Genomic DNA, 16,107 nt, shown 5'->3' with positions numbered 1-16,107 from the left:
CCATGGAGGCACAACGATGAGCACCCCATCCGGTTCCGGTCCCAGCAGCCCCGAACCTTCGGTTCCTGGCGGGACCAACCCTGCAGCCCACCCGGCACAGCTGCCGTGGACCGAACGACGGCGGCTGGTGATAGCCGCTGTCCTGGCACTGGTGCTGGTGGCGGGGGTCGTCGTCGCCGTCTTAAGTTTCAACCGCAGCGGTTCCGAATCCCAGGCGCCCGTGGTGACGCAGACGGCCACCCCCAGCGAGACCGCCACGCCGACGCCCACTCAGACCACCCCTCCGCCGGCGCCGGCAGCTCCCCCACCCCCGGAGCCGATCGCCGACCTGCCGCCGGTGCCCATGAACATCCTGCTCATTGGCAGTGACAGCCGCGGCAACGCCCGGGAACAGGCCGCCCACACTATGGCTACAGGCGCCTCGTCAGACCACCGGGCGGACACGCTGATGCTGGTCCACGTCCCGGCAGACCGCCGAACTTTCTACGTTATCTCGCTGATGCGGGACCTGTGGGTCGACATCCCAGGTTACGGCGGGGCAAAGATCAACACCAGCCTTGAGGTGGGCGGGATCGACCTGGCGACGCGGACGGTCGAATCCGTGCTGGGCACCCACATCGACCACACTGTGATGCTGGACTTCCACGGCTTCAAGCTCCTGACGGACGGGCTGGGCGGGATCGACGTCAACGTCACCACACCTTTCCAGTCGACGCACGAAACCCAGCATGTCTTCACCGCCGGCGTGAACCATCTCGACGGCCAGGCTGCCCTGGAGTTCGTCCGCGAGCGCTACGCCTTTGTGGACGGCGACTACCAGCGGGTCCGCAACCAGCAGACCTTCCTCCGGGCCGTCCTTGCGAAGCTGACCAGCGGCGGGGCACTCAACGATGTCAACGCGGTGCGGGCCTTGGTGAACTTTGCCGGGGGATACCTCACGGTGGACCACGGCTTCGATCCGGTGTCCGTGGCCATCCTGGCCTACGCGCTGCGCAACACCGATCCCAATGCCGCGGGGTTCGTCACGCTTCCCACCGCGGGCGTGGGCACCATCGGCGGCGCTTCGGTGGTCCTGCCCGACTACGGCGGGATCAATGCGCTGGCGACGGCCCTGCGGGATGGCCGGATCGCCGAGTACGCGCGCTAGGCACAGTCAGGGCTTGCGCCAGTCGTGGCCGGTGATGTGTGAGCCGGCCTGCGGCCCCATCTGCAGCATTCCGCCGTCAACCGCCCAGGATGCACCGGTCACGTAGCTTGAAGCCGGCGAGGCCAGGAACGCAATGACAGCCGCCACCTCGCGGGCGTCCCCCGGCCTGCCGAGCGGAACGCCGGGACGGTCCTTCATCGTAGGATCCTCGTCCGTCTGGCCCGTCATGGGCGTTGCAATCTCCCCTGGTGCCACGCTGTTGGCAGTGATACCGAACTCCGCGAGCTCCAGGGCCATGGTCTTGATGAGTCCGCCCAGGCCGTGCTTGGAGGCGTCGTAGGCAGCGGCGCCCACGCGCGGCTGGAACTCATGGACACTGGTCACCGCCACGATGCGGCCGCCCCTGCCGGCTTTAACCATGCGCCGGGCGGCGGCCTGCAGGCAGGCGAAAGCCCCCGTGAGGTTCGTATCCACCGTGTTTTTCCACGTCTCCAGGTCAAGGTCCAGGAACGGAGTGCCGTCACCTGTCCCGGCATTGTTCACAAAGACGTCCACGCCGCCCAGCTCCTCGGCGAGCGAGTCAAGGACCGCTGCCGCTTCTGCCGGACGAGTGGCGTCCAGCCGGCGGACGACGGCGTTGCGTCCGGCGCGCCGAACCTCGTCGGCGGTCTCTTCGGCGCCCTTTTCGTCAGTGTGCCATGTGATGCCAATGTCCATCCCGGACGCGGCAAGGGCCACCGCAGTGGCCCTTCCGATGCCCGAATCGGATCCCGTGACGATGGCCGTCGCCGGTTCGAAGCGCGTGGTGTCTTCCATGCCTTCCTTTCAGCCCGCTATGCCGGCCGCTGCAGGCGGGATGCCGGCGGCTGCAAACGGGAAGCCCTTGAAACAGATTCCTCTGCCTGGCCCGTTTCGTCCTCCTCCAGCATCAGCGGGACGGCGAAAGTCACCACCAGGCGGGCGTCCGCGTCGTCCACCGACCTAATGGTCAGGCTCCTGGTCCCGTACGGGATTGAGGGGGTGAAGACCTGCAGGTTCCGGGAACCGAGGCTGGCGGAGTCGCGGAATCTGTAAGGAGTGCCCCAATGGTCTTCGATGGTGATGCGGGGAACCGGCCTGCCGATGGCCGACTTTACGTGGATATTGACCACCAGGCACCTGCTCCAGACCTCCACGGAGAGCACCGTGAACTCCGCGTTCCCGGCCAGGTGCAGGCCAAATGTGGGCGGCAGAAGCATCTGCCGGAGGGTGCCTTTCGGAATTATATTGCGCATCTCAGACCCCAATTTGATAAGTGTGCTTACAATTACCGCGCGTTAGTGACGCCCTGTCAAGTGGTTTGCGGATGACAGATTGGCATCAGTTAACCCAGCCCATGCCCGGCGTTAATCCAGGCTCCACGGAGCGTGTTCGAGCCCCGTGCACAGTGGATGCCATGACTGAAATTTCACGCCGCACCATTGTCAAAGGTTCCGTCCTCGCCGCAGCCCTGGCCGCAGTCCCGGCGGCCGCCAACGCTGCCAGCGGCCCGGTCCCCGGAAGCCCCCTCCGCACCGGGATCCCGCTTGTCAGGAACCGCCTCACCCTGCCCAGCGGCATCGCCACCGGGGACGTCACCTCGGACTCCGCCGTGCTCTGGTCCCGCTCCTCCGCCGCAGGCCGGATGATCGCCACCCTCAGGGCAGTTGACGACGGCGGCACTGTGCTGAGCGGCCGCGGAGCCTTCGCACGAACCCTCCGTGGACCGCGCGCCACCCAGGGGTCCGACTTCACCGCCAAGATCCACGCCGGCCACCTCCCCGCCAACACACGCTTCGCCCTGGAAATCAGCTTCGAGGACGACGGCGGCGCGGCGGGCGAGACGATCACCGGAACCTTCCGGACGGCGCCCGATACCGGAAGCACCAACGGTAAGGGACGCAGCGGCGGCGACCTCCCGCCGTCGTCCGCCCAAAGCTTTGTGTGGACCGGCGACACCGCCGGGCAGGGCTGGGGCATCAACGAGGAAATCGGCGGGATGCGCGGCTACCGGGCCATGCACAGCACCCGGCCCGACTTCTTCATCCACTCCGGCGACACTGTCTACGCCGACGGCCCCATCGCAGAATCCGTGGTGGAGAAAGACGGGCAGGTTTGGCGGAACCTGGTCACAGAGGAAGTCTCCAAGGTGGCCGAAACCCTCACCGAATTCCGCGGGCGGCACCGCTACAACTCCCTCGACACCAATATCCGCGCCATGCTCGCCGACGTCCCGCTGATCGCCAACTGGGACGACCACGAAACCACCAACAACTGGTATCCCGGCGAGATCCTGGACGACCCCCGCTACACCGTCCGCGACGTCAACACGCTCGCTGCCCGGGGCCGGCAGGCCTGGCAGGAAAACATGCCGATTGCTGACGGTGCCGCGCTGTGGCGGCCGGGAACGTTCGACGACGGCGGGCAGTACCAGCCCGCGCGCATCTACCGGAAGATCACCCGCGGCCCTCAACTGGATGTTTTCTGCCTGGACATGCGCACCTTCAAGTCGCCCAACACGGACGGCAAGGAGCCGTATGCCACCTCCATCCTGGGCCAGGAACAGGTGGACTGGCTGATCCGTGAGGTATCCAGTTCCAAGGCGACCTGGAAGGTGATCGCCGCGGACCTGCCGCTGGGCATCATCGTTCCCGACGGCGCAGTCAACCAGGAAAGCCTGGCCAACCGGGAGCCTGGCGCGCCGCTTGGTCGCGAACTTGAGATCGCCGGGGTCCTCAGTGCCTTCAAACGGAACCGGGTCCGGAACGTCGTGTGGCTGACGGCCGATGTGCACTATTGCGCAGCCCACCACTACTCCCCCGAGCGGGCAGCCTTTACCGACTTCGACCCGTTCTGGGAGTTCGTGGCAGGACCCATCGCCGCCGGGTCCTTCGGGCCCAACACCATGGACGGGACCTTCGGCCCGGAGGTGGTGTTCGCCAAGGCGGGCCGCTTCCCGGGCGAATCGCCGCGCGACGGCGAGAACCAGTTCTTTGGCCATGTCCAGCTCGGCGAGGACGGCACGTTCACCGCCAGCCTCCGCAACGCCAACGGCGCCGTGGTGTTCTCCAAGGTGCTGACCCCGGAACGTTAGGGCATGCACCCTACCTAACTGCCGCCGTCGGGCGTTATCCGACCGCGAATCTGGGTACGCCGCAAGTAATGTCCCTGTTTTCCGCATCCGGCGGTCAGCAGGCGAGGCGGTACGAGTACTGGACGGGGTGTTGGTCGTGGACAACAGCGGAATGACGCAGGCGGTGCGGGAGGCCGGTGCCGTGGAGCTCGTCCTGATCCGGCACGGCGAAAGCGAAGGCAACGTTGCTGCGACGAAGGCAGGCCTGGCCGGCGCCGACATCATTGAGGTTCCGGCCCGGGACGCCGACGTCGGACTCTCCTCCACCGGCCAGGACCAGGCACTCGCCCTAGGCAGGGCGCTGGGCACAACTCCCGAGGACCGCCGGGCCGACGCCGTAGTGGCCTCCCCCTATGTCCGGGCCAGGCAGACGGCGGAGATCGCGGTGGAAACCGCTGGCTGGCCGGTCAAGGTCCGCACCGACGAGAGGCTCCGGGACCGTGAACTGGGCATCCTGGACATGCTCACCCGGCAGGGCGTGGACCGGTGGCATCCGGATGAGGCCGAGCGCCGGCTGTGGCTGGGCAAGTTCTACTACCGTCCGCCGGGCGGCGAGTCCTGGGCCGATGTGGCCCTGCGGCTGCGCTCCGTGCTCAGCGAACTGAACAACCTGGGCAGCGGGCACCGGGTGATCCTGGTGTGCCACGACGCCGTGGTCCTGCTCTTCCGCTACATCCTCGAAGGCATGAGCGAAGCAGAAATCCTGGATCTCGCCGCAGGCACCTCGGTCCTGAACGCGTCTATCACCCGCTACGTCCGCCCCGAGGGACAGGGCCCGTGGACGCTGGAAAGCTTCAATGTGGCGGACCACCTCACCGCCCAGGGCGTCGAAGTCACCGAACATGCCGGGGATGCCAGTGTCCACCCGCGGCGGTAAGGGGCAGGGCGGCCAGGGGCCGGGCGGCCAGGGGCAGGGCGGCCAGGGGCCGGCTTTGGAATCCAACGGGTCCCGGGCAAACCGTTTGCGGGCTGATGGTCCGGGCTCCAACGGTTCGCGGGCCACCCCGGTCACGCCTTCGCTGCTGCGCGCCTGGCCGCTGCCGTCCGCCGGCGAGGACAAGTATTCGCGCGGCGCCGTCATGGTGATCGGCGGCGCCCGGGCCACCCCCGGCGCCGCGCTGCTGGCCGGCACTGCCGCGCTCCGGGCCGGCGCCGGAAGGCTGACCATGGCAGTGGCCGAATCCGTGGCCATGCAGCTGGCGGTGGCCCTTCCCGAAGCAGGCGTCACGGGACTTCCCGAGACGGCACGGGGGTCCGTGTTGGGATCCGGGTTGGAGCCCATCCTTTCCGAGCTTGGCGGCGCCGATGCCGTCCTGATCGGCCCCGGGCTGGACGACATCGACCTCACCGAGGAGCTCCTCCGGACACTGCTGGACCAGGATGCCGACGGCGTCGCAGGCCGCGGCCTGGTCAGCGGCGACGCGACCATCATCCTGGACGCCTACGCGCTGGGATGCCTGCCCCGGCTGGAAGATTCCCTGGATCCGTGGCGGGGCCGGCTGATCCTGACCCCGAACCCCCACGAGGCCCAAATCCTGCTGGGCCGGGACCTGGACGAACTGGAACCTGCCGTGGCATCCATCGCGGCACGATACCAGGCGGTGGTCAGCTGTCAGGGATTTGTGGCCCGGCCTGTGGGCAGGCAAGGGGAAGCCGATACGCCGGAGGGTCCCGACCTGTGGGAGATCACCACCGGTTACGGCGGGCTGGGGACATCCGGCAGCGGGGACGTCCTGGCCGGTGCCATCGCCGGGCTGCGCGCCCGCGGAACCAGCGATGCCCAAGCAGCCTGCTGGGGCAGCCACCTCCATGCTGCTGCCGCGGACCGCCTTGCCAGCAGGCTGGGACCGTTGGGCTTCCTGGCCCGCGAACTCGCCGACGAACTGCCCGCACTGATGGTCGAACTCGCCACGTAGCACAGGCACATGGGATGGCCCCCGGCGCAATGCCGGGGGCCATCGTTGCGGGAGATGCGGCCGCTCGCTGCCGGTGCGCTGTCTGGCGCTGTGGCGTGCACAGAATGGCTAATCGCCCCAAAAAGGCAGTCAACATTAAGCGAGCCGGACCTCCCGGGCCATCGGTGAACCTAGGCGGCTATCTCGTGCTTGGCCTCCTTGGTTTCAATCGCAATCTTGCGCGGCTTGGCCTTTTCGGTGACCGGAATCCGCAGCGTCAGGACACCGGCGTCGTACGATGCCTTGACGTTATCCGCGTCCAAGGTATCTCCGAGGATCAGCTGGCGGCTGAAGACACCGCGCGGGCGCTCGGCGGCGATCAGTTCGGTGTCTTTGCCGGTCGGGTCGGGCCGCTCTGCCTTCACTGTCAGGACATTCCGCTCCACGTCCAGGTCTACCGAGTCCAGGTCGACTCCGGGCAGGTCAAAGGCCACCACGAATTCCTGGTCCTCCCGCCACGCATCCATGGGCATTGCCGCCGGGCGTGCTGCCGTACCGAGGACTTGCTGGGCCAGCCTGTCCAGCTCGCGGAATGGATCGGTTCGCATCAACATGGCTACCTCCTCTTGAGAGATGGTCCAACATATCCATACCAGCGAGATCTATATTCGCTGATATAGATTTTTTATAGCACCAGCTGGAAGCAGTCGCAAGCACTTGGGGCAAGAATTTTTCCTAAATTTCCCGGCTTCGAGGAGTGGGCGTCCGTGCATAGGGATGGCCCCCGGCGCAATGCCGGGGGCCATCATTATCGGAGGGGATCACCCGCAACTGCCGATGCGCTATCTGGCGCTGTGGCGTTCCTTAGTGGCAAATCGCCCAGAAGAGGCAGATATACAACGCGTTCGGATCCTCCCGGTACTGCCGTTTTAGCACTGGGTTGCGACCCAATACAAGGGGTTCCGACGGGTAACTTAGCTCCGGGTGGGATCCGGGCGCAGCGGTGCGGGTCCCGGATCCGGCACCGGCAGCGGGCCAGGAGGCTCCGGCGACGGCACAGGACTGGGCCTGGCGGGACCGGGATGGCCCGGCGAAGTGGGGTCAGGGTTCATGGGGTCCGGGCCGGGTTCCGGCGGGAATGGCTCTGGTTCGTGCACTGGCGGGATGGTCATTTGATTCCCCTCTCACGCGTGGCGGGTGTGCCTTTGCCGTTTCAGGATACGCCCGGCGCCCTGTCCCCTCCAGAAGCCAGTTGCTCTATCACTTTTGGTCCCCATTTGGGGCCCAGAGCGACCAAAGGTGATAGGGCAACTGGGTGGGGCGCTCCCCCGGTAGCGAACGGGCCGCACCATTGCCCGGAGGGGTCTATATATTGAAGGAATGACCCAGACTCCGCTGCAGGATTCCGCTACCACTTCGCTTACGCCGCCAGTTGCCAAGAAGGTGCCGATTGAGCGGACGCACCATGGCCACACATTCGTGGACAACTACGAGTGGCTGCGTGAGAAGGAATCCCCCGAGGTCATTGAGCACCTAAAGGCAGAGAATGCCTACCAGGAAGCCATCACCGCGCACCAGGAGCCGCTGCGGGAGGCCATCTTCCAGGAAATCAAGGGCCGCACCCAGGAGACAGACTTGTCTGTCCCGAACCGGAAGGACGGCTGGTGGTATTTCAGCCGCTCGGTTGAAGGCAAGGAATACGGCATCCAGTGCCGCGTCCGCGCCCAGGACACCGGTAACCCCGTGGCGGACTGGACTCCCCCCGCAGTGGAGGCCGGCGTCGAAATTCCCGGCGAAGAGGTGCTGCTGGACTGCAACATTGAAGCCGAAGGCAAGCCATTCTTCTCCGTGGGCGGCTCGGCCGTCACCGTCGATGGGAACCTCTACGCCTACGCTGTGGATAACGCGGGCGACGAGCGCTTCACCCTCCGAATCAAGGATCTCCGCACCGGAGAACTCCTGCCCGACGTCATCGAGAACATCTTCTACGGCGTCAGCTTCTCGCCCGACGGCACCCGCATCTTCTACACCGTGGTGGACGATGCGTGGCGCCCGTACCAGGTCAAATCCCATGTCCTCGGCACGCCCGTCGCCGACGATGAGGTGATTTACCAGGAGGACGACGTCGCCATGTGGCTGGGCTTTGAGCTCTCCTCTGACAGGCGTCACCTCGTGCTGGGAATCGGCTGCTCCGAATACAGCGAAACGCGGCTGCTGCGCTTTGATGACCCGACGCCGACACTCACCACTGTGATCTCCCGCGACGAACACGTGCTCTACGAGGCAGAGCCGTTCCTGCTCACCGGCCCTGGCGGCGAAAAGCAAGAGCGCATCGTCATCACCCACAACCGGAACGCCGTCAACTCCATGGTTTCGCTGGTTGACCCCGCCGAGCTCGCCAAGCCGCTGGCCGAGCAGCACTGGAGCACCGTCGTCAAGCATTCCGACGACGTCCGCGTCAATGGCGCGGGCGTCACCTCGACCCACCTCATCGTCTCCATCCGCAAGGACACCATCGAACGCGTCCAGGTGATGGGGCTGGCGGGCCTGGGGACACCGGAGCAGGAAAGCCCTGTGGAGCCCGCGTTCGACGAAGAGCTGTACACGGCCGGCGTCGGCGGTTCGGACTACGAGGCCCCGGTCATCCGGCTCGGGTACACGTCCTACTTCACGCCCTCGCGCGTGTACGACTTCGTACTGCCCACCCCTGCACAGCCCGCGGGCGAACTGCTGCTGCGCAAGGAAAGCCCTGTGCTGGGCGGCTACGACGGCAACGACTACGTCGCCACCCGCGAATGGGCCACCGCCACCGACGGCACCAGGATCCCGCTGTCCCTGCTGCGGCACAAAGACATCAAACAGGATTCGACGGCGGCTGGCTTGGTTTACGGATACGGGTCCTATGAGTTGAGCATGGATCCGGGCTTTGGCATCGCGCGGCTGTCGCTGCTGGACCGCGGCATCGTGTTTGTGATTGCGCACGTCCGCGGCGGCGGCGAACTGGGCAGGCACTGGTACGAGGACGGCAAGAAACTCACGAAGATGAACACCTTCACGGACTTCGTGGACGCTACCGACTGGCTGGCCGGCTCTGGCTGGGTGGACCCGTCCCGCATCGCGGCGCTGGGCGGTTCGGCGGGCGGCTTGCTGGTGGGAGCTGTGGCCAACCTGGCGCCGGAAAAGTATGCCGCGGTTGTGGCGCAGGTGCCCTTCGTGGACGCCCTCAGCACCATCCTGGACCCCGAACTTCCGCTCTCGGCCCTGGAGTGGGAGGAGTGGGGCAACCCCATCACGGACCCTGAGGTGTACGCCTACATGAGGTCGTACTCCCCTTACGAGAACGTGCGCGACGTGGCCTACCCCAAGGTGGCCGCGGTAACGTCCTTCAATGACACCCGCGTCCTGTACGTGGAGCCGGCCAAGTGGGTCCAGGAACTGCGCAACAAGACCACCGGCACTGAGCCCATCGTGATGAAGATCGAGATGGACGGCGGCCATGGCGGCGCCTCCGGCCGGTACGTCCAGTGGCGTGAACGAGCGTGGGACTACGCGTTCATCGCCGATTCCCTGGGCGCCACGGAACTGCTCCCGGGGGCCGGCCTGAAGTATTCCTAGCGACGCCGGTCAGGCGTCGCTGCGGCCCAGCTCGGGATGCTCGGCCAGCAGTTCCGCCAACGTCTCAAGGTTGGCGCGGACCGTCCTGGCCTGGGCTTTTTCCACCAGGCGGTCGGCAAGTTTCCCGAAAATGCCGCCCAGGCCGGAAGCCGCGTCGATCCGGTAATTGAGCCGGGTCCCGTCGCCTTCGGGTTCCAGGGTGGTGGTGATGGTGAACTCCAGCTGCCCATCCACCGAGCGGGACACAATGCGGCTGGGCGGCTGGTACTCCGTAATCTCAGCGGTCCAGTCGAATTTCCTGCCCACAACCTTGCTGGTGCCCTGGGCGCGGGTGCCCAGGCCTTCGGGAACACCGCCGATGGTTTCCGCGTGCAGGACCGACGAATCCCATACCGGAATGTTTTCGTTCTTCGACACAAAATTGAAGACGTCCTGCGGCGGACGGGAGATGTATACGCTGTCTTCGACGACGGGCATGGCAAGCGCTCCTTGGACACACCTGTTGCCAGCCCGGCTTGGCCGGCAGCTAGGCACAGCGCCAGTGTGGCGCGGCGGCCGGAGCGCGTCAAGGGCCAGGGGCCGAAGGGTTCCCGCCCCGGAATCGTCCCGGTAGGGTCGAAGCCTAACCGGCTGCAACGGCAGGTGGCCACGTGGTGGCGCCCGCCTTTCCAGGAAAGGAATCGTCCTGTGAACACCAGGCACCACGACGTCCTCATCATTGGCGGCGGCAACGCCGGCATTTCCCTGGCGGCACGACTGCACCGTTACGGCGTCACTGACATCGCCGTCGTCGAACCCAAAGACCACCACCTTTACCAACCTTTGTTCTCCCACATCGCGGGCGGACGGGCGAAGGCGAGTGAGGCGATCCGGGCGCAGTCTTCAGTCATCCCGCCGGGCGTCGAATGGATTCGGGACGGGGCCACAGGCATCAACGCGGCGGACACCACCGTGGCGTTGGCTTCGGGCGACGAGATCACCTACGGCCACCTGGTGGTGTGCCCCGGGCTGCAACTGGACTGGGACAGGGTGCCCGGGCTCGCGGCCGCCGTCCACTCCCCGCACGGCGCCTCACACTACGAGTTCGAGCTGGCTCCCAAAGCCTGGACACTGCTCAGCAGCCTCAAGTCAGGGACTGCCGTGTTCACCATGCCGTCGGGACCGGCCAAATGCGCGGGCGCAGCCCAGAAACCCATGTACCTGGCGTGCGACTACTGGAAAGAACACGGAGTCCTCGGTGACATCCGCGTAGTCATGGTCCAGCCGTACCCCACCGTGTTTGGCGTTGAAGGCGTAGATGAGGAACTGAACCGAAAGATCGCCGAATATGGCATCGAGCTGCGCCTGAACAGCGAGTTGGCCTCGGTTGATCCGGCGGGACAAGTGGCGCTGATCAGGGACAACGCCGCCGGCACCACGGAGGAACTCCGCTATGACGTGCTGAACGCGGTCCCGCCGCAGTCGGCGCCGGACTGGCTCAAGGCCACGGACCTGCCGGCCCCGGGCGATGAGGGCGGCTTCGTGCAGGTGGATCCGGAAACCCTCCGGCATGTGCGCTACCCCAACGTCTGGTCGCTCGGCGACGCTGCGGGCACCACCAACTCCAAGTGCGGCGGCGCGCTGCGCAAGCAGACCAGGGTCCTTGCGAAGAATCTGGTGGCGGCACGCAGAGGAGCGCCGCTGACGGAAAAATACAACGGCTACGCGGTCTGCCCGTTCACGGTGTCCCGCTCCACGGTGGTCTTCGCCGAGTTCGACGCCGACTACCGGCCGATGCCCTCCGTCCCCAGGGTGCCCACGTGGAAGGAAAGCCGTGCCTCCTGGGTGGTGGACCGCGATGTTTTCCCTCGGGTCTACTGGAACCTGATCCTCAAGGGCCGGGCCTAAGCACAGATCTGCAGTTGAGCTTGTCGAACCCGGCTTGGCCAGCCCGGAGCCCGACAAGCCCAACCACTAGCGACGCGTCGGCGTTAGCTTTGCGCCGGATCGAGCGGGAGCGGGACAATCGGTTGGTCGTTGGCCGTCAGATCGATGCCAAAATCGCTCGCGAAGACAAGTCGGGTGTCCTTGTAGATTCCGGGGTGGTTTTCGTCCAGTTCGAAGACGCGCGCACCGCGGAGGCGGTTCCGGTCCGCGCCCGGCAGTCCGTAGGCGCCGAATCCCGTTCCCGGTGCGTAGCCGAGCTGAACCCCGTAGTAGTTGCCGACGTATGTGTTGACGTGGTCGTGCCCCACAAAGTAGCCGAGCACGTCCCCGCGTTCAAGGAAGGCGTTGAACAAGCCAGAGTTGATGGGCCCGGGGCACTCATCCTCGTTCCGCTCGCCGACAATGTTGTGCTTCGCCACGGCCCGGGCGTGGTCCGCCTCCGTCCGGGAGTCCAGGCTGGCAAACCACATGTTGCGGTGCTCGTGCAGGGCGATGTGGCCCCACATGAGGGATGGAATTTTCGCACCGTATTTCTGCTCTGTGGCGATGGACTGGTTCCGGTACCAGTTGACCTGGTCCATGCGCACCCAGTCCCAGTCCGGGTAGCCCTCAAAGTCCTGGCCGTTGATGGCGTCCGGGGCGTACCGGCCGGTGTCGATGAGCCACAGTCCGAAAGCCGGAGCATTTGAGCGGGAGGATTGAATCAGGAGCTGCGAGTTGGACGTACCGGTCAGGCCCGGAGTGGAGTCGGCGTTGACGTTGTACTGGTAGCTCTGGAGGAACTGAAGCATCTTGGCTTCAGTCATTCCTGTCTGCTGGGCGGAATCTTCGTCATGGTTGCCGAAGGTGACTGCCCACGGAATCTGCCGGCTCTCCATGGGCCTGACCACGTGGTTGAGTGCCTGTTTGACGTCCAGTTCGGTGTCGCAGCCACCGTTGATGACATCGCCGTTGATGACCACAAAGTCCGGCTTTTCCGCGTCCAGGGTCCGGTCCATGAGTTCGATGGTGCGACGGTCCGTCTGTTCATCGTCCTGGGTGTCGTTGAACTGAACAACTTTGAACTTGCCTTCCGGGCGGAAGGCAAGGGTGGGCTTCGGCGCCTTCGTGCCAGGTGCCGCCACGCTTGCCGCAGCAGCGGATACGGTGATTCCCAGTGCCCCCAGTGTTCCGGCAGCCGCCAGGGCCGCCCGACGGCTGAGTTTGGGCTGGTTAATGCTTGAAGTCATCGCTACCTCTCGTCAGGGTGGCGGCCTCAGGATCGCGCCGCCATACTGCCGAGAGAGTAGGGGAAGGAGGCATCCGGCCCTGAAACAGGCGGTGAACACAAAGTGCCCGGCCCGGGAGGACTCATCGGGACCGGGTGGCGCGCCACTCGATGGCCAGGACGGCGTAGACCACTTCGGTGGCCCACTGGCCCTTGTAGTGCCACTTGTCCACGAAGCGGGCTTCAAGCCGCATGCCAAGCCGTTCGCACAGGCTGGCCGACGCCGTATTGAGTTCATCCAGGCGCGCCTCGATCCGGTGGAATCCCAGCTCCTCGAACCCCAGCTCCATCACGGCCGCTGCCGCTTCGGTGCCATAGCCCTTGCCCCGCGCTGCCGGCGCAAGCGTCCAGCCCACCTCTGCCTGTCCTCGGCCTGGCAGCCATTTGAGCACCACTTCTCCCATCAGGCCGGGCTGGCCCTTGGCCTCGATGGCCAGGCACACCCAGTCGCCTTCCTTTTCAAAGACGAAGTTGGCGTACCTGCCCACCCGCTCCATGGACTGGGTGTACGTTTTGGCCGGCCCCGGGAGGAACCTGGCCGTCTCCGGCAGGGAATGGTAGGCGTGGAAGGCCTCCAGGTCGGAGCCGTCGAAGCGGCGCAGGACCAGCCTCTCGGTCCGAAGGGGCAGGGTGATGTCCGGCATGCTGCGCTCAGCCGGCAGGGCGTACGACGGCGGCAGTCGCCTCCGCGATGGCGCGCTCCTCGTCGGTGGGAACCACCAGTACCGGGATCGCGGACTCCGCCGTGGAAATCACCCGTGGTTCCTTGGACCGCTGGCTGTTCAGGCCGGCGTCGAGCTCTACGCCCAGCGCACCCAGCTTCTCCGCCACCAGGGCCCGGAACTGATGTGAGTTCTCGCCGATTCCGGCCGTGAACACGAGCGCCTTGGCGCCACCGACAGCCACGTGGTACCCGCCGATGTACTTTGCCAGCCGGTAGGACGTGACCGCGAGCGCCGTCTCAGCCCTGGCGTCGCCGGCCTCGGAAGCTTCCACCACCGAGCGCATGTCGTTGTTGCCGGCGAGGCCCTTCAGTCCCGATTCGCGGTTGAGCATGGCGTCGATGTCCTCTGGGTTCCAGCCGGCCCGGCCGAGGAACACCAGGATGGAGGGGTCGAGGTCACCCGAGCGGGTGCCCATTACCAGGCCCTCCAGCGGGGTGAAGCCCATGGATGTATCCACGGACTTGCCGCCCCGGATCGCAGTGACAGAGGCGCCGTTCCCCAGGTGGGCGATGACGCCGTCGAACTCTTCCACGGGGAGGCCAAGGAGCGCGGCAGCCTGGTGCGTCACGTATTCGTGCGAGGTACCGTGAAAGCCGTAGCGGCGGATGCCATGGTTGGTGTAGAGCTCGTCCGGAACGGCGTAGCGCCAGGCGTGCTCGGGCAGGGTGCGGTGGAAGGCGGTGTCGAACACGGCAACCTGCGGCAGTTCCGGCCACTTCTTGGTGATGGCGCGGATGCCCAGGACGTTGGCCGGATTGTGCAACGGCGCCAGCGGGTTGAGCCGCTCAATGGCGCGGGTGATCTCGTTGTCGATCAGCACGGGCTCGGCGAAGCGCTCCCCGCCATGCACCACGCGGTGTCCGACCGCCGCAAGTTCGAGGTCGCCGAGTTCCTGGTGGATGGCGGCGTCCACCTGCTCCAGCGCCTCGGCGTGGTCGCGCGGGCCCTCGATCTCGCCGTCTCCGTCGCCGCCGTTGCCCATGCCGATCTTTTCAATCAGCCCCTCCGCCAGAACGCTGCCGGCCGCGACATCGCGGACCTGGTACTTGAGCGAGGACGAGCCGGAATTGATGACGAGCACGAGCATAGGGGCCTCCTGAGCCTTGCTGTGGCGGTTGCACCTGACGGTTTCAACTACCTTAGCTTCCCGAGTCCCCCTCCCCTCCTTTCGAGTTCTGTCCAGACAGAGAGCTTCTCGCGCCATTTGTATTTGAGAATGATTCTCATTAGACTGATCGCATGCATCTCACTGTGATCAGCTCCCTCGACGCCCTGTGCCGCCAGCAGGCCTGCGAAGCCGCCGCGGCCGCAAATCCCCGGGCCGTGGTGGTCCTCCACGACCTCCTGGAAAACGGCCTGGTCATCCGCCGGGTGTTCAGCCCGGCAGGGCTTCTGGAACGCGACGAGACGCATTTGGAGCACGGCTGCCTGAGCTGCACTGTCCGGCTGGACGTCGTTCCCACGGTGGAAAGGCTGCTGGAGCGCGGCGAAGAGTGCGTGATCATCGGGCTCCCACCGGCGGTGTCATCCGAGGCGGCCATTGGAGCGCTGCGGCGCGGGCTGCCCGAAAGCGTCACCATCGATTCCGCCGTCCTCGCCTGCGCCCCGGACACGCTGGAGGACCATCTTTGGGACCGCCACACACTCTTCGAGTCCGGATTCACCCCGGTCCCCGAGGACCACCGGACGCCCGGTGAGTTCCTGGTGGGCGAGCTGAGCTTCAACGACACCGTCCTGCTGGCCGAACCCGCCCTCGTTCCGGTGGACCCTGCTGTGCGCCGCCGCGGCGTCCAGCTGATCCAGGAGTTGGCACCGCATGCGGACGTGGTTGCGGACCCCGGCGAGATCCGCCCCGGCCGCCACGACTACCAGGAGGCACTGTGCCGGACACTCCCAGGTTCCGTGCGGATCCCGGCCGCCGTCTCGGCGTCGCCCTTCACCACCGTCACGCACCGGGCCGAGCGGCCGCTGCACCCGGAACGGTTCCGGGACGCCCTGACATCCCTGGCGGAAGGCTGCTGCTGGCTGCGCGGCCGCTTGTGGATCGCCGCCGCGCCCCGCTGCAGGATCGCCATCCAAGGCATCGGCCCCCGCGTCTGGCTGGAGAACACTGGCCCGTGGCTGGCAGACCAGAAGGCAGGGGCAAAGCCCGATCCCATGAACTATGTGGACGCCCACTTGGACTGGCACCCGGAGCACGGTGATCGCTGCAGCGTGATCGCAGCGACTGGCGACGGAATTAATGCGGCCCAAATCGCCGGGCTGCTCTCGTGCTGCCAACTCACGGACGCCGAAATGGACGCCGGTTTCGCAGGGTTGCCCGACCCGTTCCAGCTTGATCCGTCAGCGAATCTGGCACCCCACTCGAACTGAGTTCCAAT

At 66.1% G+C, this 16,107-nt stretch carries 14 protein-coding genes; 7 read left to right on the top strand and 7 right to left on the bottom strand.

The genetic code is table 11. From position 1 onward, the window contains the following. Positions 1 to 16: 16 nt before the first annotated feature. Entirely contained in the window at positions 17 to 1,147 is a 1,131-nt protein-coding gene (locus tag ACLKOZ_RS18045) for an LCP family protein (RefSeq protein ID WP_436477084.1), read from the top strand. 6 nt (positions 1,148 to 1,153) lie between these two features. On the opposite strand, the gene ACLKOZ_RS18040 is transcribed toward ACLKOZ_RS18045, so the two are convergent. Both ACLKOZ_RS18040 and ACLKOZ_RS18035 read right to left on the bottom strand, forming a co-directional pair. After that, positions 1,154 to 1,963, bottom strand: coding sequence for an SDR family oxidoreductase (locus ACLKOZ_RS18040; RefSeq protein ID WP_436477082.1), 810 nt, complete (start codon positions 1,961 to 1,963; stop codon positions 1,154 to 1,156). A 17-nt stretch (positions 1,964 to 1,980) separates the two neighbouring features. Further along, on the bottom strand, positions 1,981 to 2,421 hold the full coding sequence (locus ACLKOZ_RS18035; RefSeq protein WP_436477080.1) for a hypothetical protein: 441 nt from the start codon (positions 2,419 to 2,421) through the stop codon (positions 1,981 to 1,983). A 161-nt stretch (positions 2,422 to 2,582) separates the two neighbouring features. Between ACLKOZ_RS18035 and ACLKOZ_RS18030 the strand changes: the two genes are divergently transcribed. From ACLKOZ_RS18030 to ACLKOZ_RS18020, 3 genes are all read left to right on the top strand, one after another. After that, positions 2,583 to 4,259: an alkaline phosphatase D family protein gene (locus ACLKOZ_RS18030; protein WP_436477078.1), complete on the top strand. Its 1,677-nt coding sequence runs from the start codon at positions 2,583 to 2,585 to the stop codon at positions 4,257 to 4,259. A gap of 151 nt (positions 4,260 to 4,410) precedes the next feature. Continuing rightward, positions 4,411 to 5,175 carry a histidine phosphatase family protein gene (locus ACLKOZ_RS18025; RefSeq protein WP_436477220.1) on the top strand — a complete coding sequence of 255 codons (765 nt, stop codon included), beginning with the start codon at positions 4,411 to 4,413 and terminating at the stop codon, positions 5,173 to 5,175. Beyond that, positions 5,150 to 6,214 (top strand): NAD(P)H-hydrate dehydratase, encoded by a 1,065-nt coding sequence (locus ACLKOZ_RS18020; protein WP_436477076.1) that lies wholly within the window; start codon positions 5,150 to 5,152, stop codon positions 6,212 to 6,214. The genes ACLKOZ_RS18025 and ACLKOZ_RS18020 overlap by 26 nt, the downstream gene beginning before the upstream one ends. Before the next feature lie 170 nt (positions 6,215 to 6,384). Here ACLKOZ_RS18020 and ACLKOZ_RS18015 read toward each other — a convergent pair whose 3' ends face one another. Continuing rightward, positions 6,385 to 6,807, bottom strand: coding sequence for an Hsp20/alpha crystallin family protein (locus ACLKOZ_RS18015; protein ID WP_337346118.1), 423 nt, complete (start codon positions 6,805 to 6,807; stop codon positions 6,385 to 6,387). Between the two features lie 766 nt (positions 6,808 to 7,573). Between ACLKOZ_RS18015 and ACLKOZ_RS18010 the strand changes: the two genes are divergently transcribed. Then, positions 7,574 to 9,808, top strand: a complete 2,235-nt coding sequence (locus tag ACLKOZ_RS18010) for a S9 family peptidase (RefSeq protein WP_436477074.1) — start codon at positions 7,574 to 7,576, stop codon at positions 9,806 to 9,808. Positions 9,809 to 9,817: 9 nt separating this feature from the next. On the opposite strand, the gene ACLKOZ_RS18005 is transcribed toward ACLKOZ_RS18010, so the two are convergent. After that, on the bottom strand, positions 9,818 to 10,285 hold the full coding sequence (locus ACLKOZ_RS18005) for an SRPBCC family protein (RefSeq protein ID WP_337346116.1): 468 nt from the start codon (positions 10,283 to 10,285) through the stop codon (positions 9,818 to 9,820). Between the two features lie 210 nt (positions 10,286 to 10,495). On the opposite strand from ACLKOZ_RS18005, the gene ACLKOZ_RS18000 reads away from it, so the two are divergent. Further along, positions 10,496 to 11,695, top strand: coding sequence for an NAD(P)/FAD-dependent oxidoreductase (locus ACLKOZ_RS18000; RefSeq protein ID WP_337346115.1), 1,200 nt, complete (start codon positions 10,496 to 10,498; stop codon positions 11,693 to 11,695). A gap of 83 nt (positions 11,696 to 11,778) precedes the next feature. On the opposite strand, the gene ACLKOZ_RS17995 is transcribed toward ACLKOZ_RS18000, so the two are convergent. The 3 genes from ACLKOZ_RS17995 to ACLKOZ_RS17985 form a co-directional block, all read right to left on the bottom strand. Next, entirely contained in the window at positions 11,779 to 12,963 is a 1,185-nt protein-coding gene (locus ACLKOZ_RS17995) for a metallophosphoesterase family protein (protein WP_436477071.1), read from the bottom strand. A 121-nt stretch (positions 12,964 to 13,084) separates the two neighbouring features. Then, complete coding sequence (locus tag ACLKOZ_RS17990) at positions 13,085 to 13,645, bottom strand: GNAT family N-acetyltransferase (protein ID WP_436477069.1); 561 nt, start codon at positions 13,643 to 13,645, stop codon at positions 13,085 to 13,087. 7 nt (positions 13,646 to 13,652) lie between these two features. Continuing rightward, complete coding sequence (locus ACLKOZ_RS17985) at positions 13,653 to 14,813, bottom strand: acetate kinase (protein WP_436477067.1); 1,161 nt, start codon at positions 14,811 to 14,813, stop codon at positions 13,653 to 13,655. A gap of 152 nt (positions 14,814 to 14,965) precedes the next feature. Between ACLKOZ_RS17985 and ACLKOZ_RS17980 the strand changes: the two genes are divergently transcribed. Continuing rightward, complete coding sequence (locus ACLKOZ_RS17980) at positions 14,966 to 16,099, top strand: GTP-binding protein (protein WP_436477065.1); 1,134 nt, start codon at positions 14,966 to 14,968, stop codon at positions 16,097 to 16,099. The last annotated feature ends 8 nt before the right edge of the window (positions 16,100 to 16,107 follow it).

Source organism: Arthrobacter sp. R4 (genome assembly GCF_051365025.1).
Classification (GTDB): domain Bacteria; phylum Actinomycetota; class Actinomycetes; order Actinomycetales; family Micrococcaceae; genus Arthrobacter.
This window is presented reverse-complemented; position numbering and strand designations above follow the sequence as displayed.